Origin of the sequence: Mesorhizobium sp., assembly GCF_041661565.1 — a bacterium.
Taxonomy (GTDB): domain Bacteria; phylum Pseudomonadota; class Alphaproteobacteria; order Rhizobiales; family Rhizobiaceae; genus Mesorhizobium.
This window is the reverse complement of sequence record NZ_JBAZUD010000017.1, coordinates 17902-37516: the sequence shown is the minus strand read 5'-3', so window position 1 is coordinate 37516 and position 19615 is coordinate 17902. Positions and strand designations below refer to the sequence as shown.

Sequence of the window (19615 nt, the reverse complement as noted above, 5' to 3'; positions counted from 1 at the left end):
GCGGCCACCTTCTCCCCGAGGGGAGAAGAGGTTGGCGGCGGCGCCAGAAAATCTCCTCTCCCCTCGGGGAGAGGTCAGCCGAGCGAAGCGGAGGCTGGGTGAGGCGGCCTTGGCGCGGCGCCCTGTCCCTACTCAGCCGCGAGCCTGTCCGCGGTTCCGTAGGTCGCCTCGTAGAGCGCCCGCTGGCGGCTGAGCGCCACCATCGTGTTGCGCAGCAGGATCGCCACCGTGATCGGGCCGACGCCGCCCGGCACCGGCGTGATCCATGAGGCTACCTCGCGCACGCTTTCGGTGTCGACATCGCCGACGATGCGGCTCGTTCCATCCGGCCCGATCTCGGAATTGATGCCGATATCGATGACGGCGGCACCTGGCTTCACCATATCGGCCTTGATCAGCCGCGGCTTGCCGACGGCGACGAACAGCGCGTCGGCACGCCGCGCATGTGCCGCGACCGAGCGCGTCATGTGGTGGCAGACCGTGACAGTTGCGCCTTCGCTCATCAGCAGGAACGCGATCGGCTTGCCGACGATTTCCGAATGGCCGACGATGACGACTTCCAGCCCCTTGAGGTCGAGGCCGGTTTCCTTCAGCAGTTCGACCGAGGCGGCGGCCGTGCAGGGCGCGAGGTCGAGCTGGTTGTAGACGATGTTGCCGATCGAAGCCGGATGCATGCCTTCGACATCCTTGAGCGGATGCACCGCCGCCTGCAGCGTCCTGACCGGGATATGCGCCGGAACCGGCCGCTGGATGATGATGCCGGTGACGCGCGGATCGGCGTTCAGGCCGTGGATCGCCGCTTCCAGTTCGCCCGATAAGATCGTTGCGGGAAAGCGTCGTTCCTCGAAATCGATGCCGGCCAGTTCCGCCTTGGCGCGCTGGTTGCGCACATAGACGTCGACCGCCGCGGTGTCGCCGACAGTGATCGAGACGAGCTTGGGCGGAAACCCCTCGGCCTTGGCGATCGCTGCATCCTCGCGCACGGCGGCGATGATGCGCTGGGCAACCGGGCCGCCCTTGAGATAGCGGCTGTCTTCGGACAGGGACATGGGGGAACTCTCTCGTCTTGGAGGCGCCGACATAGCAAAATAATGCCGGAAAGGGCAGCACGAAAGCGAACCGTCATGCCTCTTGCGCGACGTGTCGACCGGTCAGGTCTCGCGCTGCGCGGATTAGGTCAAACCAGTCGGGACGCGGTCAAAAGAGAAAGGGCAGCGCGGTTTCCCGCGCTGCCCTCCTTGACTGACCGCATCCCCATACGGCCCGTCCCCCGTTGTCCCTTCCGATCTCGAGAAGTCTTGCGCTTCCTGGCCGGGTGATTCGCAGGTTCCTTATATCACTTCGACGGTGGTCCCGACATTGACCCGTTCATAGAGGTCGACCACGTCCTCGTTGCGCATGCGGATGCAGCCCGACGACACCGCGCCACCAATGGTCCACGGCTGGTTGGTGCCATGGATGCGGTACTCGGTCGTGCCGAGATAGAGCGCGCGGGCGCCCAGCGGGTTTTCCATGCCGCCGGCCAGGTAGGTCGGCAGGTATCGGCCCTTGGCGGCCTCACGCTTGATCATCGCGGCCGGCGGGCGCCAGTCCGGCCAGACCCGCTTGTTGGTGATCTTGTGCGTGCCCGACCATTCGAAGCCCGGCTTGCCGGTGCCGACGCCATAGCGCCGCGCCTTGCCGTTCTTCTCGATCAGGAACAGGAAATTCTGCGTGGTGTCGATGACGATCGTACCCGGCTTCTGCGGGCCGTTATAGGCGACTTCCTGCGGCAGGTAGACCGGATTGATCTGCGGCCGCATGACCATGCGCCTGGCCGGCGCCTGCACGGCCGCGGTCTGCACACGGTCGGGCTGCGCATAGGCCGGGCGCTGCCGGACCGCCTGGCGGTTCTGCCGCACGATGCCTGGGGCACGGCCAAGCTGCAGCACCCAGGGTGCGGAAAGATCGGGGCTTACCATCACCGGTGGCCTGTCGGCATAGCGATCGCCGGCCGCGGAGGTCGTAACACCGGCGGCCAACATCGCCACGGCGCCAAGCAGGGAATACAGAACTGTCTTCATCGGAACGCACCTTGATCGTCTGCAACAACCGGGTGGAAACGCTTCCGGTTTTCGTGATCATTGGCGCGAAGCGGCAACCGAAACATGAATCGAAATGCGTAAAATGCGCTGCTGTCAGGAAAGCTTTTGGTGTGGTTACCGCCGGGTTCAGGAATCTGGTAAAGCCAAGGTAAAGGCGACGCAAAAACCGCGTTAACGGATGGATTTTTCGCGATGAGCAACGAAAACAGCGGTCTGCTTGCCGGTCCTGACGGCGTCCTGCGCTGCTTCTGGCACGGCAACCTGCCCGACTATCTGCATTATCATGACAATGAATGGGGCAGGCCTGTCGCCGACGACCGCAGGCTTTTCGAAAAGATCTGCCTAGAAGGCTTTCAATCGGGCCTGTCCTGGCTGACCATCCTGCGCAAGCGCGAGAATTTTCGCGAGGCCTTCGCTGGCTTCGACTTCGACAAGGTCGCCGCCTTTACTGACAAGGATGTCGAACGCCTTCTCGGCAATGCCGGCATCATCCGCCATCGCGGCAAGATCGTCTCGACCATCAACAATGCAAAACGCGCCCGCGAAATGGCCGACGAATTCGGTTCGCTGGCCGCCTGGTTCTGGAAATTCGAACCGTCCAGGGACGAGCGGCCGAAGATCGTCGATCTCGCACATCTGCGCGCCAATCCGACCACGGCGGTCTCGGTACGGATTTCCAAGGACCTGAAGAAGCGGGGCTGGAGCTTTGTCGGCCCGACCACGGTCTACGCTTTCATGCAGGCCATGGGTCTGGTCAACGACCATCTCGAGGGCTGTGTCTGCCGCAAGCAGGTCGAGAAGGACCGCAAGGCATTCAAGCGGCCGAAATAGCTCAGATCCCGTTGGCGCTGGCCAGGAAGAGCCCGGCGACGATCGCGGCCACCGTTGCCAGGGCCGGGTAGATCACCAGCAGGCCGGTCATCAACGCATCGCGCAGCGAAGCTCCCTTGCCGTCATCGATGGGCATGTCGAACGGACCCGCGACCTGACCGACCGTCGCTGGGCCAGCCACTTTGCGGGCATGGTCGTTGGCAGGCAGCAGATGCGCGGAGCCATCGCCGGCGCCGCCGTCGATGGCATGGAATCTTACAGTGTTGGTCATATCCCGAACCCCTTCAGTCCCCGCGCTTATCTGTCTGGATTGTGTCGGCACAATGCCGCGTCTATGGCGGGATTGTTTCATTCTCGGTGCGTTTTTGTTTCCAGGGGTCCCGCACATTCCGCATGCCTTGCCGGCCTTGCCGCACCAAGCCGCATCGGTTAGGACACGCGCACCCGAGACAAGTCCTGATTTACCCAGCAAAAAGACCGAGCCCATGGCCGAAAAATCGGAAAAGACGAAAGCGCGGCTGCCGCGCGGTTTTGCCGACCGCAGTGCCGAGGACATCCGCGCCGTCGAGAAGATGATGGCGACCATCCGCTCCGTCTATGAGCTCTACGGTTTCGAACCGGCCGACCAGCCGCTGATCGAATACACCGACGCGCTGGGCAAGTTCCTGCCGGACCAGGACCGGCCGAATGAAGGCGTGTTCTCCTTCCAGGACGATGACGACCAGTGGCTGTCGCTGCGCTATGATCTGACCGCGCCGACGGCGCGCTTCGTCGCTGAGAATTACGAGCGCCTGCCGAAGCCTTACCGCAGCTATCGCTCCGGCTGGGTGTTCCGCAATGAGAAGCCAGGCCCCGGCCGCTTCCGCCAGTTCATGCAGTTCGACGCCGACACGATCGGTACGCCGGGCGTCGCCGCCGACGCCGAGATGGCGATGATGATGGCCGACGTGATGGAGGCGCTTGGCATCAAGCGCGGTGACTACGTCATCCGCGTCAACAACCGCAAGGTGCTGGACGGCGTGCTGGAAGCCATCGGTCTCGGCGGTGACGAGAACGTTGGGCGCAGGCTGACGGTGCTGCGGGCGATCGACAAGCTGGACAAACTCGGACCGGAAGGCGTGAAGCTCTTGCTTGGGCCGGGCCGCTGGGATGGCGGCAAGGAAGGCGAGGGAGACTTTGCCAAGGGCGCCGGATTGAACAACGGGCAAACCGAGGCGGTTCTTCTCGCAACAGCAAGGACGATACATATCGGCCAGGATGCCATGGTCAGTTCGAATGCGACCTACCAGGAAGGTGTCGGCGAACTGGCGACGATCGAAGCCTTGGTGAGGGCCGCTGGATATGGCGAGGACCGCATCGCCATGGACCGGTCGGTCGTGCGCGGCCTCGAATACTACACCGGCCCTGTTTTCGAGGCCGAGTTGTTGGCCGAGATCCCCAATGAGGACGGCCAGATCGTGCGCTTCGGCTCGGTCGGTGGCGGCGGCCGCTATGACGGTCTGGTCTCGCGCTTCCGTGGCGAACCCGTGCCCGCGACCGGGTTTTCCATCGGCGTCAGCAGGCTGATGACCGCGCTGAAGAACCTCGGCAAGCTCGACAGCGCCGATGTCATCGCGCCCGTCGTCGTGCTGGTGATGGACAAGGACACCGAAAGCCTCGGCCGCTACCAGAAGATGGTGGCGGAGCTGCGCGCCGCCGGCATCCGCTCCGAAATGTATCTCGGCGGCGCCGGCATGAAGGCGCAGCTGAAATATGCTGACCGCCGCGGCAGCCCGGTCGCCATCATCCAGGGCGGTGACGAGCGCGCCATGGGCGAGCTGCAGATCAAGGATCTGATCGAAGGCGCGCGCATGTCGGCGGAAATATCCGACAACGCCGAATGGCGCGCCGCGCGGCCGGCGCAGGTGACCGTGGCGGAGGGCGAGCTGGTCGCCGAGGTGAAGAAGATCCTGGCGGCGCAGGCCGAGGAGAGGGCGAAGTGACGAGCGCAGCCGCCTCTTGTCCTTCTCCCCTTGTGGGAGAAGGTGGCCTCGCGAAGCGAGGTCGGATGAGGGGTGTTCCAGAAAACAACAACGCCTCATTCCGTCCAACACCCCTCATCCGTCTTGGCGCTGCGCGCCAATCCACCTTCTCCCACAAGGGGAGAAGGAGAGGCGGCGCTTCATGACCTCCCGCTTCCCCGCCATCTCAACCGACATCGCCAACCTCTTCGCCGCGCGCGACACGCATGCGGTGGAGGTCGCCATCCTGCAGCCAGCCGACCCGTTCCTCGACATGGCCGGCGAGGATTTGCGCCGTCGCATCTTCCTCACCGAAAGCGAGACCGGGCAGGCGCTGTGCCTGCGGCCGGAATTCACCATTCCCGTCTGTCTCGACCACATCAGGTCGCAGGCCGGCACGCCGCGCCGCTATTCCTATCTGGGCGAAGTGTTTCGCCAGCGCCGCGAGGGCGGCAACGAGTTCTTCCAGGCCGGCATCGAGGATCTCGGCGACCGTGACACCGCGCAAGCCGATGCGCGCTCGGTGGCAGACGCCTATGCATTGCTCTCGCTGGTGCTGCCCGGCCAGGAACTGGTGGTCACGCTCGGTGACCAGACCATTTTCGAGGCGGTGCTCGCAGCCCTCGGCCTGCCGCGCGGATGGCGCATGCGGCTTGCCCGCGCCTTCGGCTCGGCACCGATGCTGGAGGCGGCCCTCGCCGATCTCGCAAACCCGCCGCGCAACGGCCAGCTCTCCGGTCCGGTCGCTGCCCTTGTTCTCGATGGCGACCTGGACGGCTTGTCGGCGCACATCGCCGGCGGCATGGAGGAAGCCGGCCTTTCGGCGTCGGCCGGGCGCGCGCCGTCCGACATTGCGCGGCGGCTGATCGAGAAGGCCGAACTGCGCAGCGTGCGGCTGTCGAACGAGGCCTTCGCGGCATTGAAGGGATTTCTGGCGATCGATGTGCCGCTTGACGGCGCGTCCCGGGCGCTGGAGATCTTCGCCGATGGCGCCGGTCTTTCGCTTGATGCCGCGCTGGAGAAATTTGCGGCTCGCGCCAAGGCGATCGAGGCGCATGGCCTGCCGGCGGAGAAAATCCGCTACGACGCCGCCTTCGGCCGTCCGCTCGATTATTACACGGGTCTCGTCTTCGAGATCGCGGTGCAGGGTGGCGACCGGCCGTTGGCCGGCGGCGGCCGCTATGACCGGCTGCTGACCCTGCTCGGCGCCAGGGCGCCGATCCCCGGCGTCGGCTTTTCCGTCTGGCTCGACCGCATCGAGGCGTTGCGGGAGACGGCGCCATGATCACGCTGGCGATCCCCTCGAAAGGCCGACTGAAGGAGCAGGCGCTGGAGGTGCTGGCCAAGGCCGGCCTCGCCGTCAGCCTGCCGGGTAACGAGCGAAGATACCAGGCCCGAGTCGAAGGACTGGACACTGTCGAGGTGGCGTTCCTGTCGGCTTCCGAAATTGCCGGCGAGATCGGCCAGGGCACGGTCGATCTCGGCATCACCGGCGAGGACCTGCTGCGCGAAAGCCGCGCCGATTGGGAGAGCCGCGCCGAAATCGTTGCCCGTCTCGGCTTCGGCCATGCCGACGTCGTGGTCGCGGTGCCCGACATCTGGCTCGATGTCGACACCATGGCCGATCTCGACGACGTCGCTGCCGATTTCCGCCAGCGTCATGGCAGGCGTCTGCGCATCGCCACCAAATACTGGCGGCTGACCCAGCAATTCTTCTCGCAGAAGCACGGCATCCAGGTCTATCGCATCGTCGAGAGCTTGGGCGCCACCGAAGGCGCGCCGGCGGCGGGGCTGGCCGATGTCATCGTCGACATCACCACCTCGGGCGCCACGCTCCGCGCCAATCATCTCAAGGTCTTGGGCGACGGCGTTGTGCTGAAATCGCAGGCTTGCCTCGTGGCGTCGAAGAAGACGCGTGCGACGGATGACGAGGCTCTGTTGCGCGACATCGCCAAGAAAATGGCTGCGGTAGCAGCGTAGGTCACCTTTCAGCATCCGGACAATCGTTTTGGGTTTGCGCCAGCTTGATGATTGATAGCATCCAGCACGAAATGAAACTGTCATTTCTCTGAGGCGATTGCCCCTGCCTCCCACCACCATCGACGGATTTCCACCACCCCGCCGGGCTGATAGACTCGCGGGCCTGGGAGGAAAACAGCCATGCCGGTCAATCTCGACGAGCTGAAGAACGCCACCAACCTGCGCGGCCCTGGAGCGCGCGCTGGCGGCGCCTTCCTGGCACCCGTCGACGGCAAGGCGCATGTCTCCGGCGAGCGCGCCATGCCGCTGCTGGACAAGACGATACCCGCGCTGTTTTCCGACACTGCCAGCAAATACGCCACGCAGGATGCCGCCGTCTTCGTCGGCCAGGACAAGCGCTTCACCTGGAGCGAGCTGTCGGACACCGTGGATGCGCTGGCCGCCGGCTTCCTGGCGCTGGGCCTGGAGAAGGGCGATCGCGTCGGCATCTGGTCGCCCAACCGCTGGGAATGGCTGGTGACGCAGTTCGCCACCGCCCGCGTCGGTCTGGTCCTGGTCAACATCAACCCGGCCTATCGGCTGACCGAGCTCGACTATGCCTTGAACAAGGTCGGCTGCAAGGCGCTGGTCACGGCGGCCAGCTTCAAGACCTCGGATTATCTCGGCATGATCGCGACGCTGGCGCCGGAGATCGCCACGGCGACACCGGGCAAGCTCAAGGCCAGGCAGTTGCCCACGCTGAGGATCGTCATCCGCATGGGCGAGGAGAACTCGCCCGGCATGTTCAATTTCGGCGACGTTCTGGCCATGGCAGGCCGCGACGAGCATGACAGCCTCGATCGTATCTCCGAGGGGCTGAGGCCCGGTGACGCGATCAACATCCAGTTCACCTCCGGCACGACCGGCGCACCCAAGGGGGCGACGCTGACCCACGCCAACATCGTCAACAACGGCAATTTCGTCACCTCGGCGATCAAGCTGAGCGTCGACGACCGGCTCTGCATTCCGGTGCCGCTCTACCACTGCTTCGGCATGTCGATGGGCACGATGGGCTGCGTGTCTAAAGGCGCCACCATGGTTTTCCCGGGCGAGGGGTTCGATCCCGGCGCCACGCTCAACGCCGTGGCTTGGGAGCGCTGCACCGGCCTCTATGGCGTGCCAACCATGTTCGTCGGCATGCTCGACCATCCGGATTTCCAGTCCTTCGATCTGTCCAGCCTGCGCACCGGCATCATGGCCGGCTCGCCATGCCCGATCGAGGTGATGAAGAAGGTGGTGTCGCTGATGCACATGTCGGAGGTGACAATCGCCTACGGCATGACCGAGACCAGCCCGGTCTCGTTCCAGAGCGGCGTCGACGACCCCCTGGAAAAGCGCGTCTCGACCGTCGGCCGCGTCCACCCGCATGTCGAGGTCAAGGCGGTCGACGCCGACGGCGCCACCGTCGCGGTCGGCACGCCGGGCGAGCTTTGCACGCGCGGCTATTCCGTGATGAAGGGCTATTGGGACGACTTGGACAAGACCCGCGAGGCGATCGACAGCGACGGCTGGATGCACACCGGCGACCTCGCAATCATCGACGCCGAGGGCTATTGCAACATTGTCGGGCGCGTCAAGGACATGGTCATCCGCGGCGGCGAGAACGTCTACCCGCGCGAGGTCGAGGAATTCCTCTATCGCCATCCCAAGGTCAGGGAGGTGCAGGTGTTCGGCATTCCGGATGCCAAATATGGCGAGGAGCTGTGCGCCTGGATCGTGCTGAAGCCGGGCCAGATCGCCACCGAGCAGGAGATCAAGGCCTTCTGTGCCGGCCAGATCGCCCACTACAAGATCCCCCGCCACATCCGCTTCCGCACCGAACTGCCGATGACGGTGACCGGCAAGCCGCAGAAGTTCCTGATGCGCGAGGCGATGGTGGAGGAACTGGGACTGGTGGCGCAGAGGACGGCGTGATCCGTGGCCGGGCCGCGCAATCTTCACCCGCCAATGAAAAAGCGCGAGCCACGGCTCGCGCTTTCTTCATCTCCGGCCTTCCAGATCTCAGTCTTTCTCGAACACCCGCGCCTTGGCCACCACGCCGGCAATGGCGCCGCCGATCAGTGGCGCGACGATGAAGAGCCAGAGCTGGCTGATCGCGGCACTGCCGGAAAACAGCGCCGGGCCGATCGAGCGGGCCGGATTGAGCGATGTTCCGGTCACCGGGATGATGGCGAAATGCAACCCTGCCAGGGTGAGGCCGATGACCAGACCGGCAAACGCCGTCGAGTGCTTCTCAGCGGTGACGCCGAGGATCACGGTGACGAAGGTGAAGGTGCCGATCAGCTCCCACAGGAACGCCGAGCTGACGCCCCATTTCGTCACGTCCCAGCCATTGGCGCCGAAGTTGGTGATTGGGTCGCTGGCCTTCCCGGAGACGATGATCCACAGCGCCAGCGAGGCGAGGATGGCGCCGATGATCTGCGCGATCCAGTAGGGGATGACATCCTTGGCCTTCAGCCGGCCGGCAAGGAAGACACCCAGCGTCACCGCCGGATTGAGATGCGCGCCCGAAATGGGACCGATCGCATAGGCGGCTGCGATGAGGCCGATGCCGAACGCCAGACCGATGCCTTCCTGGCCGAGCGGCAGCGCGCCGCCGAAGCCGCCTGTCACCACAGAAGCCGTCCCGATGAACACCAACAGGAATGTGCCTAGAACTTCCGCCAGATAAGTCTTCATTGCCCTCTTGCCCTCTCTTCGTATCGATCCGCCGGCTCGTGTTTGGCGCCCCGAATCATGGCCGAAAGAGTATTCGCAACCGCAAATGTTGGAAAGCGGAGCCCTTGTGCCGGCTGGCCCGCTTGTGCGCGCCGGTTGCGCGCTCTAGAGCAGGGCCGGAATAGTTTTCTACGTGACGGAACAACACCATGCGACTGGGCGGAAGGCTGGCTGCGGCCATCGAAGTGCTGGAGGACATCGGCCGGCGCCACCGGCCGGTCGCCGATGCGCTGAAGGACTGGGGTCTGTCGCATCGCTTCGCCGGCGGCGGCGACCGCGCCGCGATCGGCAACATCGTCTATGACGCGTTGCGCCACAAGCGGTCCGCCGGATGGCTGCTCGGAGAGGACACGCCGCGCGCCATCGGCTTCGGCGCGCTGCTGCTCGAATGGGGCCAGACGGCCCAATCGCTCAATGGCGCGCTCGAGGGCGACAAGTTCGCGCCGCCGCTGTTGACCGAAGGCGAGCTCCAGGCGATCGCCGGGCGCCGGCTTGCCGATGCGCCGGACGCGGTGCGGGCGGATGTGCCCGACTGGTGCGCGCCGCTTCTCGAGCAGGCCTTCGGCGCCGCCTGGGTCGCCGAGGGGGCCGCATTGGCGACACGCCCGCCGCTGGACCTGAGGGTCAACACGCTGCAGGCCAATCGCGATAAGGTGCTGGCGGAACTGTCGGGAACCGGCGCCAAACCCGCCGCCCTCGCGCCGAACGGCATCCGCATCCCGCCGATCGACGGCGATGGCCGGCACCCGAACGTGCAGGCCGAGCCGGCCTTCCAGAAGGGCTGGTTCGAGGTTCAGGACGAGGGCTCGCAGATCGCGGCGGCGCTCGCCGGGGCCGAAGCCGGCATGCAGGTGCTGGACTTCTGTGCCGGTGCCGGCGGCAAGACGCTGGCGCTGTCGGCGGCGATGGGCAATACGGGCCAGGTCTTTGCCCACGATGCGGAAAAAGCGCGGCTGGCGCCGATCTTCGATCGCATCCGCCGCTCGGAGAACCGCAATGTGCAGGTCGTCGCCCGGCCGGCAGAGCTTGCCCCGCTTGCCAACCACATGGACATCGTGCTGGTCGATGCGCCTTGCACCGGCAGTGGCACATGGCGGCGCCGGCCCGATGCGAAATGGCGGCTGACGCAACGCCAGCTCGACGCTCGCAAGGGCGAGCAGTCGGCCATCCTCGATGCGGCCAGCGCTTACGTCAAACCGGGCGGTCTGCTGGTCTACATCACCTGCTCGGTGTTCCACGAGGAGAATGGCGAGCAGGTCGCGGCGTTCCGGGACCGAAATGGAGGTTTCACGCCGGTCGATCACCGCCAGCTCTGGGACAGCCGTTTTCCAGGCCATGAGGCCGCGGCGCGCATTGGCGCGGCGGGGGATATCTCGCTGTCGCCGGCGTTGAGCGGCACCGACGGGTTTTATATCTGCGCCATGCGCCGTGTGGACTGACGCCGCCGTTGACGTGCGGCGCTAGCGCCCCAGTTTCGAATACGCGGCGTCCGGCCGCCAATCACGGGGAACATTTTGCATAGATATCTGTCGCTCCTGCTTTTTTTCATCCTCGTCATGGGCGGAGGCCTGCTGATCGGTTACGCGACGCTGCCGGGCGCCTGGTATGCATCGCTAGCCAAGCCGCCCTTCAATCCACCCAACTGGGTTTTCGGCCCCGCCTGGACATTGCTTTATGTGCTGGTCGCCGTGGCCGGCTGGCGGACGTGGCTGCGGGAACCGACAGGCACCTCGATGAAGATCTGGGGCGTCCAGCTTGTCTTGAACTTCCTCTGGTCGCCGACCTTCTTCGGAGCGAGAATGATCGGACCCGCCCTGGTGGTCGTCGTGCTGCTTCTCGCCAGCATCGTCGTGTTCATAGTCCATGTGTGGAACCGCGACCGGCTTTCCGGATGGCTGTTCGTGCCCTATGCGGCCTGGGTTACCTTCGCCACGCTGCTCAACGCTTCACTCTTGTTGTTGAACTAGGGTGAGCGACATCGTCTTGTTGCAGTGCAGCAAAAGCGTTTGCCTGCCGCCCGTGCCTCTGCGATAAGCTTGTCCGCCTAAAGGAAGCAATGGCCATGGCAGCAGCGAAGATCGTTCCCGCCCGGGACTATGAAGACCGCGTCAGGACCTCCTTCGCGCGCCAGCAGGCGATGGCCACGATCGGCGCCGAACTGACGCTGGTGACGCCTGGGATCATCGAGATCGAGATGCCCTATTCCGCGGCGCTGACCCAGCAGCATGGCTTCCTGCATGCCGGCGTCATCTCGATGGCGCTCGACTCGGCCTGCGGCTACGCCGCCTTCTCGCTGATGCCGGAAAATTCCGGTGTGCTGACCATTGAGTTCAAGGTCAACCTGCTGGCGCCGGGCAGGGGCGAGCGTTTCCTGTTCCGCGGTTCGGTGACCAAGCCCGGCCGCACCATCATCGTCGCCGACGGCCAGGCCTATGCCTTCGCCGCCGATGGCGAGGCCAAGCTCATAGCCACCATGACCGGAACGATGATGGCCGTAATGGGCCGCGACGGGATCGAGGGGTGAGAGCCCGATTCGCCAAAGGCGAATTGAAAGGTCCAGTGGACCTTTCAAAGGGCTCGAACCGGGGAGCTGCCGCAGGCAGCGGGCCCCCGGCTGCGCCGGTATCAACGGTGCCGGTATCAACAATCTAGTCTAAGCGGGGAGCAGCTAGTCATGGCAGGCAAGGTGTCGCGAATAGGCGGCAAGGATGTCCTCTTCGTCATGGCGGCGCAGGCCGAATATGGCCCGCACTTGCAGCGGCTGTTCACGCCCTTGATGACAGGCGTCGGCCCGGTCGAAGCCGGTGTTCGGCTGGGCGCCGAACTGTCCTGGCTGAAATCCGAGAAGGCCTTGCCGGACCTCGTCGTCTCGCTCGGCTCGGCCGGCAGCCGCACGCTGGAGCAGACGGAAATCTACCAGGCCGTCTCAGTGAGTTACCGCGACATCGACGCTTCGCCGCTCGGCTTCGAAAAAGGCGCGACGCCGTTTCTCGATCTGCCGGTGACGGTGCCGCTGCCGTTCAGGATAAACGGCATGAGGGAGGCGACGCTGTCGAGTGGCGGCGCGATCATCACCGGTGCCGCCTATGACGCGATCGCCGCCGACATGGTCGACATGGAAACCTTTGCCTGCCTGCGCGCCTGCCATCTGTTCGACATCCCCCTGGTCGGTCTGCGCGGCATTTCTGATGGCGCGGCGGATCTCAGGCATGTCGGCGACTGGACCGAATATCTGCATGTCATCGACGAGAAGCTGGCGGACGCCGTCCTGCGGCTCGAACAGGCGATCGCGTCGGGGCTGCTACGGTCGGATTCGGCCCATGAAGAACCAAGGCCGGTCTGAGCCGCAACCCATTGCGCCGACTCATTTCTTTCTCTAAACGCTCGCCATGAAAACAGCCAATCATCCCGATACCGTCCTGATCGTCGATTTCGGCAGCCAGTTCACGCAGCTTATCGCCCGACGCATCCGCGAGGCGGGGGTGTTTTCCGAGATCGTGCCGTTCCAGTCGGCCGAAGCCGCGTTCAAACGCATCAATCCGAAAGCCGTGATCCTGTCGGGCGGTCCGGCCTCGACGTCGGACATAGGCAGCCCGCGCGCGCCCCAGATTGTTTTCGACGCCGGCGTGCCGGTGCTCGGCATCTGCTACGGCCAGATGGCCATGTGCGTGCAGATGGGGGGCATCGCCGAAAGCTCCAACCATCGCGAATTCGGCCGCGCCTTCGTCGAGATCCAGAAGGACAATCCGCTGTTCGAAGGGCTGTGGGCGACGGGCCAGCGGCACCAGGTGTGGATGAGCCATGGTGACCGCGTCATCGCCTTGCCGCCGGGCTTCGAGGTGTTCGGCAAGTCGGAAAGCTCGCCCTTCGCCATTTTCGGCAATGTCGAACGCCGGATGTACGGCATCATGTTCCACCCCGAGGTCGTGCACACGCCCGACGGCGCCAGGCTGCTGAGGAATTTCGTCCACAACATCGCCGGCATCGAGGGCGACTGGACGATGCGCGCCTACCGCGAGCACGCGGTCGAGGCCATCCGCAAGCAGGTCGGCAAGGGCAAGGTCATCTGCGCGCTGTCGGGCGGGGTCGACTCGTCGGTCGCCGCGCTGCTGATCCATGAGGCGGTCGGCGACCAGCTCACCTGCATCCTTGTCGACCACGGCCTGATGCGTAAGGACGAGGCATCGGGCGTGGTGGCGATGTTCCGCGAGCACTACAATCTGCCTCTCATCCTGGTCAACGCTTCTGACCGTTTCATCGGCGCCCTGGAGGGTGAATCCGACCCCGAGAAAAAGCGCAAGACCATCGGCCGTCTGTTCATCGAGGTGTTCGAGGAGGAAGCGAAAAAACTTGGCGGCGCAGAATTCCTGGCGCAAGGCACGCTCTATCCCGACGTCATCGAGAGTGTCTCCTTCACCGGCGGCCCGTCGGTGACCATCAAGTCGCATCACAATGTCGGCGGCCTGCCTGAGCGCATGAACATGCAACTCGTCGAGCCGCTGCGCGAACTGTTCAAGGACGAGGTGAGGGCGCTCGGCAAGGAACTCGGCCTGCCCGAGAGCTTCATCGGCCGCCATCCGTTTCCCGGCCCCGGCCTTGCCATCCGCTGCCCGGGCGGCATCACCCGCGAGAAGCTCGAGATCCTGCGCGAGGCCGACGCCATCTATCTCGACGAGATCCGCAAGGCGGGTCTCTACGACGCCATCTGGCAGGCCTTCGCCGTGCTGTTGCCGGTGCAGACCGTCGGCGTGATGGGCGACGGCCGCACCTACGAGTTCGTCTGCGCGCTACGCGCCGTCACTTCGGTCGACGGCATGACGGCGGATTTCTACCACTACGACATGGCCTTCCTCGGCGCCGCCGCCACGCGCATCATCAACGAGGTCCGCGGCATCAACCGCGTTGTCTACGACGTCACCTCGAAGCCGCCTGGCACAATCGAGTGGGAATGAGTCAGGCCCACTCAGACGCCGCCGAAGATACGCCAATCTGCGACGTGAGATACTGAAAACAAAGATAAATCCTTTCATTAACGACCAGCGACAATCGGCACGCAAAGATTGGCTTTGACGGACCGCCTGACGGACCTTCCGCATATTGCCCACCCGAATTTTTCTGAGTACCGAACATGAAGTGCAACGCGGCCACATGATGCAGGAATGGTCGGATATCGTCGATGCGAGGGTCGGTGGCAAGAAACATGTGCCGACACTGGCCTTAGCCGTTTTTGGAAGAGCTACGGCGCACGTTCAACTGCGGCTCAAGAAGTATGTGCTTCGCGGTGGTGCGCCCGTCGAGTCGTTCTATCAGCATGCGGGCAGCGTTCTCGCCAAGCCCCTCGGCAAACACATCGACGCTGGTCAGGGAGTTCTGCTCCAGCCGACAAAACGCGGTGTTGTCAATACCGATGATCGCCACGTCATGCGGCACGTCAATTCCAACGCGCTTCGCCTCGCTGAGCGCCTCCAGAGCGGCGGCATCGTTCCAGCACAGTAACGCCTCGGGCCGGTCCCGGCGACTGAGAACTCGCGCCGTAAGGGCTCCGACGTCAACCGCGCTTTCCTCCGAATGCATCACCTCGATCAGGTCTTGCAAGCCATGCCCACGCATGGCCATGGCATATCCCCGTTCACGCAGATGTGGAACCGCGCCTACCCTGTCCGGCCAGTTGACGCTGATCATCGAAATCTTCCTCAATCCCATGGAATGCAGGTGGTCGACAGCGAGCTGGGCGGCCTTCTCATCATCTACATTGACCGTGTCGAAATCCTCGGAACCGGCCTCGTGATAGGCGACGAACACCGTGGGCACCAAGCGCGCGGTCGCATGCAGAATATCGCTCGTCACTCTTGGCGCGATCCATATCAGCCCGTCCATCTGGCGGTCCAACATGGCCTCCACGAGCGAAGACTCGGTCTCGTGAGAAGACTGGCTGACACCGAGAAGCGGTTGATAAGGCGTTCCCTCAAGCTTTCGGCCTATGCCTGACAATATATCGGCAAAGAACGGATTGTGAATTTCCGATGCAAGAACGCCCCAGGTGAAGGTGCGGCCTCGCATCGCGCGGGCCGCTGTTTGTGGACGGTAGTCCAGACGCTTTATCGACGCCACGACACGGGCGCGCAGTTCGGGGCTTACGCCATAAGCGTTGCATAGAACTTTCGAAACGGCCGACCGGGAAACGCCAGCGTCTTCTGCGACCGTGCGAATGGTTGGCCGACCGGTTCTTTCAATAGCCATGACAAAATCCCTGCAGGAGCAACCCGACAAAGCACACAAATCTGTTGCAGGGTCACAAAAGTTCAGCTACGTGTGGATCGATCCACGTAGATCGTTCTACGCGATCGTTGACGCTTCCTATCACAGATGGTTCGGATTTGAATAGGAGAACGAGCGGGTGACATTTTCGTCGGCTAGCACGCCCGCCTTGCTGGAAGCCAAAGGTCTTAGCAAGGCTTACGGCCGGGTGACAGTCCTCGACGATGTGAACGTCGCGTTCCGGGCCGGCGAGATTCACGCCTTGCTCGGCGAGAACGGCGCGGGAAAGAGCACGCTCGTTAAAATCCTTGCCGGGGTGACCGCCCCCACAGCCGGAGAAGTGGCCGGACCGGCACACGCGAACCGCGATGTGGCCATGGTGTTCCAGGAACTGTCAGTGATCCGGCAGCTTTCAGTCCTCGACAATCTGGTGTTGGCGGACCGTTCCAAGGGCGTTTTTGTTCCCTACAGGCGGCTTGGCCGGCGCGCCCGCGAAGTGCTCGCTTTGGCGGGGTTGCAATCCGTTTCGCTGGATCGGCCCGTTGAGACGCTGTCGCTTGCCGAACAACAGCTCCTCGAGATCGCGCGCGGTCTCATGCGCGATGCCAAAGTGCTCATCCTCGATGAGCCGACGGCTACGCTTTCCGATGTCGAAATCCAACGGGTGCACGCGGCGGCGCGGCGCCTGGCGGAGACGGGTCACGCGGTGCTGTACATCACCCATCGGTTGGGAGAGGTGTTCCAGCTCGCCCATCATGTCACCATCATGCGATCGGGTAAGCTTGTCGCGACTGGGCCCACCCGGATGTTCGAGATGCACGACATCATCTCCCACATGCTCGGGCACGCCGCGCACGATCCGCTCGATGTCGCTGAGAGCGAAGACAGCCTGCTGGAGGCTCCGACGCTTGAGGTAAGCGCATTGTCGCTTGCCCCCAGGTTCGACGACGTTTCCTTCTCCGGTCGCTGCGGCCGCATCCTCGCGCTGTTTGGCCAGGTTGGATCCGGGGCGGACGACGTGGTTCGGGCGTTGGCTGGCCTGCTGCCACCAGCCAACGGCAACGCCATGCTTCACGGCACACGTTTACCGTTGCATTCGAACGCCGGAACCAAGCGCTGCGGCGTGGCCTACGTACCAGCGGACCGCGCCACCGAGGGCGTTTTCCTGAATGCGAGCGTCACCGACAACATCTCTTCGAGCGCGCTGAAACGGGTAAGCGGCTGGTCGGTACTGCAACGCCGGAAAGAACTAGCGCTGGCTCGCAGCGAGGCCTCGAAAGTGCGTTTTGCACAGGCACGGATTGGCGAGAACGTTCAGGCTTTCAGCGGCGGCAATCAACAGAAGGTGGCCTTGGCACGCGCGCTCGCCTGTGTGCCCAAGCTCCTGCTCATGAGCGAGCCGACCCGCGGCGTCGATGTCGGCGCGCGACCCGACATCTACCATAGCGTCCGGCAGATGGCCCGAGAGGGCATGACGGTTGTCGTGTCGACAAGCGACCTCCTGGAAATACGTGAACTGGCAGATGAGGTCATGACGATGTACCGCGGACGCGTGGTGGGGAGGCACAACGTCAGAACAACGAAAGACCCAGAACTGCTCGAAGAGATTTTGCGTGGGGCGGCCGCATGAGCACGATCTCGGAGCATGTCATGAAACTGGGCGCTCCAAGACTGACGCAGCCTTCGGGCGCAACACTTGTAGCGGTAGCAACGGTCGTCGTTGCCGTTGTTGCCGGCTTCACCCTCGATGGCTTCGCCACAGCGTCCAACTTCCGCGGGCTGAGCCTGTCGCTTTCATTGATCGGCATCGTCGCGGTCGGGCTGAGCTTTATCACCATCTGCGGTCAGGTGTTTTCGCTTTCGATCAGCACGCTGGCAGCGCTGAGCACGATCTGTTTTGCCAGTTTCCTGCATCTCGGCGCCATTGAAGCGATGCTGGTCACGATCGTCATGGCGACATGTCTCGGCGCTGTTCAGGGCTTCATCGTCGGACATTTCGAAAGCGACCCGATCATCGTTACGATCGCCGCCAATGCAGTGATGGTCGGCGCCGGACAGTTGCTTACCGATGGTCAAACCATCATGGGCATAGGCGACACCTCGATTTTCAATGCAACCATCTTCAATTTCCTGCCGGTCGAAGCGGCTATATTCCTCGTTGTGACGCTGTGCCTGCATGTGGCGCTTCGTTACACCGTTCCCGGTCGTCAGATGACCCTGCTTGGCCTGAATGATCGGGCGGCACGCATATCCGCCATTCCCAGGACCTGGCTCATCGTCTCGGCCTTTGCGATTTGCGGTGCCACGACAGGAATTGCCGGAGCGTTGCTGTCCGCCCAGTCGAGTTCCGGCCAGTTGCAACTCGGCGCAGGCTTCGGGACCGGCGCGATCGTTGCGGTAGTCGTCGGCGGCGTCGCGGTCACCGGCGGCATCGGGACGCCGATCGGCGCCGCGGTCGGCGCGATCTTCGTTGGTCTGCTCGTGAACGTCGCCTCTCTCGCCGGCTTCGACTATTCGCTGCAAAGGGTCACGGAAGGCGTTCTCGTTCTCGCCGTCGTGGTGCTTGCCGGCGTCTATTCGCGTGAAAGCCGCCAGCGCCGATGACCATGCTCTCCCGCCAACTCCAAATCATATCCCGCCAGAGCTACTGGGCGGCCAGAACCCTGCTTGCTTGGGGTCTCGCGCTCGCAGCCTTCGTGGGATTTTCCGTTTCGGTGCCGCATTTCGCCAGCTTCGGGAACATGTACTCCCTCATCCAGATCTTCGCGGCTCTCGCATTGATCGCGACCGGGCTCGGGGTCGTCATGCTGGCGGGCGAATTCGATCTATCGATCGTTGGCAGTTTCCCGTTGGCCGGACTGATCGTTATCCGTTACGCCGATGGTCTCGGGTTGCCGGGCAGCCTCCTCCTTGCTTTGCTAACAGGAATTACCTTCGGACTTATCAATGGCTGGGCGGTCGGCCGCCTTCGTATCCCATCGATTGCCGTCACCGTCGCCACGATGATGCTGTGCACGGGTCTGGGATATCTGGTCTCCGACAACAACTTCGTGTCCATGACCGACTACACGGTCAGCCTCCAACTGACACAACCGATCCTCAAGATTTTCTCGCTTCAGAGCCTCATCGCATTGGCGCTGATCGCGGTCATCATCGGGGCGGTCAAACTTACCCGCTGGGGGCGTTTTCTCTACGCGACAGGCGGCGACAACAAGAAGGCGCGCGCCTCGGGGTTGCCCGTCACGGGCACCGTGATGATAGCGTTCGCTGTTTGCGCCGGCTGTACTGCACTCGCCGGAGCCCTGCAGGGCATATCGCTGGCTTCCAGCACGCCCGGAAGCGACTTCGACAATCTGCTGGGGGCCGCGACCGCGGTGCTCGTCGGCGGCATAGCGCTCAGCGGCGGGCGTGGCTCCCTGGTAGGCGTCATCGGCGGCTCCTTCCTGCTGTCCGTGGTTGCCAGCGGGCTTGGGTTGGGTGGCATGTCGGCATCGACGATCGAACTCGTCAACGGGGCCATTCTCATCGGTGTGCTTGCTTGCGACAAGCCGCTTGCACGCCTGGTCCGCCGGCGCGCGGAAGCCTTGGTGGCGAGTGATCCAACACCGCCATCCGGACCGCCGTCAGGCTTCAAGGTTCAGATTGAGAGCGCCAGGCCCTGAGCACAGCCGCGCTCGCGGAACGACAGAAGTTCAACCAAGCAAA

The 19615-nt window shown here is 63.8% G+C and carries 18 protein-coding genes; 13 read left to right on the top strand and 5 right to left on the bottom strand.

Annotation, left to right across the window (positions count from 1 at the left end; translation table 11 throughout):
* Positions 1 to 128 precede the first annotated feature (128 nt).
* A complete protein-coding gene (locus WC739_RS05250) occupies positions 129 to 1049 on the bottom strand; it encodes a bifunctional 5,10-methylenetetrahydrofolate dehydrogenase/5,10-methenyltetrahydrofolate cyclohydrolase (protein ID WP_372951960.1) in 921 nt (306 codons plus the stop codon).
* Between the two features lie 282 nt (positions 1050 to 1331).
* Positions 1332 to 2063: a L,D-transpeptidase gene (locus WC739_RS05245; protein WP_372951959.1), complete on the bottom strand. Its 732-nt coding sequence runs from the start codon at positions 2061 to 2063 to the stop codon at positions 1332 to 1334.
* 213 nt (positions 2064 to 2276) lie between these two features.
* Between WC739_RS05245 and WC739_RS05240 the strand changes: the two genes are divergently transcribed.
* A complete protein-coding gene (locus tag WC739_RS05240; protein ID WP_372951958.1) occupies positions 2277 to 2915 on the top strand; it encodes a DNA-3-methyladenine glycosylase I in 639 nt (212 codons plus the stop codon).
* A gap of 1 nt (position 2916) precedes the next feature.
* On the opposite strand, the gene WC739_RS05235 is transcribed toward WC739_RS05240, so the two are convergent.
* Positions 2917 to 3186: a hypothetical protein gene (locus WC739_RS05235; protein ID WP_372951957.1), complete on the bottom strand. Its 270-nt coding sequence runs from the start codon at positions 3184 to 3186 to the stop codon at positions 2917 to 2919.
* 214 nt (positions 3187 to 3400) lie between these two features.
* Between WC739_RS05235 and hisS the strand changes: the two genes are divergently transcribed.
* The 4 genes from hisS to WC739_RS05215 all read left to right on the top strand — a co-directional run bounded on the left by hisS (position 3401) and on the right by WC739_RS05215 (position 8848).
* Positions 3401 to 4897, top strand: coding sequence for a histidine--tRNA ligase (gene hisS, locus WC739_RS05230; RefSeq protein ID WP_372951956.1), 1497 nt, complete (start codon positions 3401 to 3403; stop codon positions 4895 to 4897).
* Between the two features lie 181 nt (positions 4898 to 5078).
* On the top strand, positions 5079 to 6200 hold the full coding sequence (locus tag WC739_RS05225) for an ATP phosphoribosyltransferase regulatory subunit (protein WP_372951955.1): 1122 nt from the start codon (positions 5079 to 5081) through the stop codon (positions 6198 to 6200).
* Positions 6197 to 6895: an ATP phosphoribosyltransferase gene (gene hisG / locus WC739_RS05220; RefSeq protein ID WP_372951954.1), complete on the top strand. Its 699-nt coding sequence runs from the start codon at positions 6197 to 6199 to the stop codon at positions 6893 to 6895. Before WC739_RS05225 ends, hisG begins: the two co-directional genes overlap by 4 nt.
* 180 nt (positions 6896 to 7075) lie before the next feature.
* Positions 7076 to 8848, top strand: coding sequence for an AMP-binding protein (locus WC739_RS05215; RefSeq protein WP_372951953.1), 1773 nt, complete (start codon positions 7076 to 7078; stop codon positions 8846 to 8848).
* Positions 8849 to 8935: 87 nt separating this feature from the next.
* On the opposite strand, the gene WC739_RS05210 is transcribed toward WC739_RS05215, so the two are convergent.
* Positions 8936 to 9613 carry an MIP/aquaporin family protein gene (locus WC739_RS05210; protein WP_372951952.1) on the bottom strand — a complete coding sequence of 226 codons (678 nt, stop codon included), beginning with the start codon at positions 9611 to 9613 and terminating at the stop codon, positions 8936 to 8938.
* A 188-nt stretch (positions 9614 to 9801) separates the two neighbouring features.
* Between WC739_RS05210 and WC739_RS05205 the strand changes: the two genes are divergently transcribed.
* From WC739_RS05205 to guaA, 5 genes are all read left to right on the top strand, one after another.
* Positions 9802 to 11091: an RsmB/NOP family class I SAM-dependent RNA methyltransferase gene (locus WC739_RS05205; protein WP_372951951.1), complete on the top strand. Its 1290-nt coding sequence runs from the start codon at positions 9802 to 9804 to the stop codon at positions 11089 to 11091.
* Between the two features lie 75 nt (positions 11092 to 11166).
* A complete protein-coding gene (locus tag WC739_RS05200; protein WP_372951950.1) occupies positions 11167 to 11619 on the top strand; it encodes a TspO/MBR family protein in 453 nt (150 codons plus the stop codon).
* A gap of 89 nt (positions 11620 to 11708) precedes the next feature.
* On the top strand, positions 11709 to 12176 hold the full coding sequence (locus WC739_RS05195; protein WP_372951949.1) for a PaaI family thioesterase: 468 nt from the start codon (positions 11709 to 11711) through the stop codon (positions 12174 to 12176).
* A 150-nt stretch (positions 12177 to 12326) separates the two neighbouring features.
* Complete coding sequence (locus WC739_RS05190; protein WP_372951948.1) at positions 12327 to 12995, top strand: 5'-methylthioadenosine/S-adenosylhomocysteine nucleosidase; 669 nt, start codon at positions 12327 to 12329, stop codon at positions 12993 to 12995.
* Positions 12996 to 13041: 46 nt separating this feature from the next.
* A complete protein-coding gene (gene guaA / locus WC739_RS05185; RefSeq protein WP_372951947.1) occupies positions 13042 to 14604 on the top strand; it encodes a glutamine-hydrolyzing GMP synthase in 1563 nt (520 codons plus the stop codon).
* A gap of 265 nt (positions 14605 to 14869) precedes the next feature.
* On the opposite strand, the gene WC739_RS05180 is transcribed toward guaA, so the two are convergent.
* Entirely contained in the window at positions 14870 to 15892 is a 1023-nt protein-coding gene (locus tag WC739_RS05180) for a LacI family DNA-binding transcriptional regulator (RefSeq protein ID WP_372951946.1), read from the bottom strand.
* 157 nt (positions 15893 to 16049) lie between these two features.
* On the opposite strand from WC739_RS05180, the gene WC739_RS05175 reads away from it, so the two are divergent.
* From WC739_RS05175 to WC739_RS05165, 3 genes are read left to right on the top strand one after another with little or no spacing between them, the layout of a single operon-like run.
* Positions 16050 to 17540, top strand: a complete 1491-nt coding sequence (locus WC739_RS05175; protein ID WP_372951945.1) for a sugar ABC transporter ATP-binding protein — start codon at positions 16050 to 16052, stop codon at positions 17538 to 17540.
* Entirely contained in the window at positions 17537 to 18514 is a 978-nt protein-coding gene (locus WC739_RS05170; protein ID WP_372951944.1) for an ABC transporter permease, read from the top strand. The genes WC739_RS05175 and WC739_RS05170 overlap by 4 nt, the downstream gene beginning before the upstream one ends.
* Complete coding sequence (locus WC739_RS05165; protein WP_372951943.1) at positions 18511 to 19572, top strand: ABC transporter permease; 1062 nt, start codon at positions 18511 to 18513, stop codon at positions 19570 to 19572. The genes WC739_RS05170 and WC739_RS05165 overlap by 4 nt, the downstream gene beginning before the upstream one ends.
* Positions 19573 to 19615 lie beyond the last annotated feature (43 nt).

What these genes read in the sequence shown, in the direction of transcription:
- WC739_RS05250 (WP_372951960.1), bottom strand. Translation starts at nt 1,049, where the DNA reads ATGTCCCTGTCCGAAGACAGCCGCTATCTCAAGGGCGGCCCGGTTGCC.
- WC739_RS05245 (WP_372951959.1), bottom strand. Translation starts at nt 2,063, where the DNA reads ATGAAGACAGTTCTGTATTCCCTGCTTGGCGCCGTGGCGATGTTGGCC.
- WC739_RS05240 (WP_372951958.1), top strand. Translation starts at nt 2,277, where the DNA reads ATGAGCAACGAAAACAGCGGTCTGCTTGCCGGTCCTGACGGCGTCCTG.
- WC739_RS05235 (WP_372951957.1), bottom strand. Translation starts at nt 3,186, where the DNA reads ATGACCAACACTGTAAGATTCCATGCCATCGACGGCGGCGCCGGCGAT.
- hisS (WP_372951956.1), top strand. Translation starts at nt 3,401, where the DNA reads ATGGCCGAAAAATCGGAAAAGACGAAAGCGCGGCTGCCGCGCGGTTTT.
- WC739_RS05225 (WP_372951955.1), top strand. Translation starts at nt 5,079, where the DNA reads ATGACCTCCCGCTTCCCCGCCATCTCAACCGACATCGCCAACCTCTTC.
- hisG (WP_372951954.1), top strand. Translation starts at nt 6,197, where the DNA reads ATGATCACGCTGGCGATCCCCTCGAAAGGCCGACTGAAGGAGCAGGCG.
- WC739_RS05215 (WP_372951953.1), top strand. Translation starts at nt 7,076, where the DNA reads ATGCCGGTCAATCTCGACGAGCTGAAGAACGCCACCAACCTGCGCGGC.
- WC739_RS05210 (WP_372951952.1), bottom strand. Translation starts at nt 9,613, where the DNA reads ATGAAGACTTATCTGGCGGAAGTTCTAGGCACATTCCTGTTGGTGTTC.
- WC739_RS05205 (WP_372951951.1), top strand. Translation starts at nt 9,802, where the DNA reads ATGCGACTGGGCGGAAGGCTGGCTGCGGCCATCGAAGTGCTGGAGGAC.
- WC739_RS05195 (WP_372951949.1), top strand. Translation starts at nt 11,709, where the DNA reads ATGGCCATGGCAGCAGCGAAGATCGTTCCCGCCCGGGACTATGAAGAC.
- WC739_RS05190 (WP_372951948.1), top strand. Translation starts at nt 12,327, where the DNA reads ATGGCAGGCAAGGTGTCGCGAATAGGCGGCAAGGATGTCCTCTTCGTC.
- guaA (WP_372951947.1), top strand. Translation starts at nt 13,042, where the DNA reads ATGAAAACAGCCAATCATCCCGATACCGTCCTGATCGTCGATTTCGGC.
- WC739_RS05180 (WP_372951946.1), bottom strand. Translation starts at nt 15,892, where the DNA reads ATGGCTATTGAAAGAACCGGTCGGCCAACCATTCGCACGGTCGCAGAA.
- WC739_RS05170 (WP_372951944.1), top strand. Translation starts at nt 17,537, where the DNA reads ATGAGCACGATCTCGGAGCATGTCATGAAACTGGGCGCTCCAAGACTG.
- WC739_RS05165 (WP_372951943.1), top strand. Translation starts at nt 18,511, where the DNA reads ATGACCATGCTCTCCCGCCAACTCCAAATCATATCCCGCCAGAGCTAC.